The following is a 2264-nucleotide window of genomic DNA, read 5'->3' as shown; positions in this document are numbered from 1 at the left end:
GCGCTCCAGCGAGCTCGCGGCTGCGCCGCTCGGTTCGAACTCGATTGTCGATTGTCGGGAGTTCGAATACGACTCCGGCCAGCGTAAGGAGGCCTGAAAAGTGTCCGGGCTGTTGGAAGGAAATGGTGCCGGCTGAGAGATTCGAACTCCCGACCTACTGATTACAAATCCCGTTCAGCAGGGTCCAGTACAATCCAATGAAATCTATCTTTTCTCACATATCACTGATATTACTGACCAAACAGTCTAAACAGGTCTGACAACGACCATTGCAAGCCGGCTCAAAATAGACCAGAATTAGACCAAAATAGACCGCCTGGCCAATGCAATGCCCAGAAGACAAACTACCACCATTACCGTTCGCCAGCTGGAAAGCCTGAAGCCAGGACGGGCTCTCAACGAGCCATTGGGCTACGGCGCGGGCGCACTTCAAGCCAGGGGCACCAGGAAAGGACCGCGCTTCTACTACCGCTACGGGACGCCCCAGCGGAGAATTCCACTCCCAATGTACGACTCGGAAGGCCTCCCATTGAGCTTGGCCAAGGCCCGGACAGCCGCACGTCAGCTCTCGTCCCGCTATCTCGAGTTGCACGCGGAAGGCAAGGATCTTGCCGAGGTACTGGAAAGAGAGCGCCAGGAGGCAGCTCGGCGCAACAACTCTGAGCCAGACGAAGGCTCCCGCGCCAGAACCTTCGGCGCTCTGATAGAAACTTACGTCAGAGAGCTGCAGTCAGCCGGCAAGGCCAGCGCTGACGATGTAGAAAACACTGTGGAAAACCACATTGCTCCTCACAGCGCGATCTGGCAGAAACCCGCCGCAGAACTGTCTCTCGATGACTGTCTGGAGATCCTGGAGCCGCTGACCACATCGGGAAAGCTGACGACTGCACGAAAAGTGAGAGCCTATATTCGCCGGGCCTACGCACTGGCCCTGCGCTCGCGAACCAGCGCCCAAGCCAGCGAATACCGCCAGTTTGGCATCGACCACAACCCGGCGGCCGACGTTGCAACCATCGAGGGAGCGAGCAAACCGCGTGAGCGCCACCTGAGCCTAAGCGAGCTACAGGCACTGTGGCGACGAATCAGCTTGCCGGACGAACCAATTGGGCCGCTACTACGGGCCCACCTGCTTTTGGGAGGGCAGAGATTGGCGCAACTTCGCCGGGCGACGGTTGAAGACATAGCCGACGACCAGTTGACACTGTGGGACCGGAAGGGGAAGCGACAACAGCCCCGACGGCACATGGTTCCAGTTCTGCCCGAAGCGCAAACGGCCATCGACGAAATGCGTGGTGCGAAACTGGGGACGTACCTGTTTACGCTCACTCACGGGGAGACCCCGGCCGACCCAAGTCGAGTCGGGAAACTCGTCAGGCGCCTGTCGGAGAAGATGCTCTCTGCTGGAGAGTTGACCGGCCCTTTTTCACTTGGTGACCTGCGCCGGACGGTAGAGACCCGACTCGCAGCCGCTGGATTACACTCTGACACACTCGCCCAACTGCAAAGTCACGGGCTGTCAGGTGTCCAGTGGCGGCACTACAACCGACACGACTACTACGCCGAAAAACTCTCTGCCCTCAGAACGCTCCGGGATCTCTTAACGGCAAACGGAGAGCCGCCTCTGTCAGGATAGTTGTCGCCTCCTCTAGAATGGTCTCTAAGAGGAGTTGCCAATATCTTCGTATTACAGTCAACTAACGTGAAGTGATTTAGTTTCATAAAAGTGGGAGACCAAAGGTGAAAAGCTGCTTACTTCTTGCGTGCATTGCACTTCTTTTCTTCGCCGTGGTTATTCTAAACACATACGTGTCTTCTGTAGACTTGCGGGCACGGGAGTACATTCTTCTTCTTCTGTTTATGCTTACGTTTTGCCTTAGTGCAACCTTTACTGCAATTCGTGAGTGTGTAGACTGGCCGACACTAGATTCGGAAATTGCAACACTAGCACGTAACTGTGGTTGGATATCATTTGCCTTGTTTGTCTACTTAGTAGCTCAGGTTGCGGATTATTCCGACATTGAGGTATACGCTTTTTCCCCTGTCTCATCGCAAAAGCTTTGGGCTCTTATTCCCCTAGGCATATGGGCAGCAAGTATCTCGGTCTTTGGAGTCTACAGATTGTATAAACCCCCCTTATTCTTCAATGCGGGCTAGAAAGAGGTATGGCGTGTCAATTTCTGTCGTATAATCAGAGTGTTAAGGCACTAATCCCACGACAGAAAGAGAACACGCCATGGGTGAAACACTACCCCTTTTCAAAGCCT

Annotated in this window: 1 protein-coding gene; it reads left to right on the top strand. The window is 54.7% G+C overall.

The window, feature by feature from the left end; all coding sequences use genetic code 11:
• The first annotated feature begins 505 nt into the window (after window positions 1-505).
• Complete coding sequence (locus ACEWQZ_RS00095) at window positions 506-1633, top strand: tyrosine-type recombinase/integrase (protein ID WP_476481038.1); 1128 nt, start codon at window positions 506-508, stop codon at window positions 1631-1633.
• The last annotated feature ends 631 nt before the right edge of the window (window positions 1634-2264 follow it).

This window comes from Wenzhouxiangella sp. YN1 (assembly GCF_056324145.1).
The sequence above is the reverse complement of the archived record's forward strand: the minus strand, read 5'-3'. Positions and strand labels throughout refer to the sequence as shown.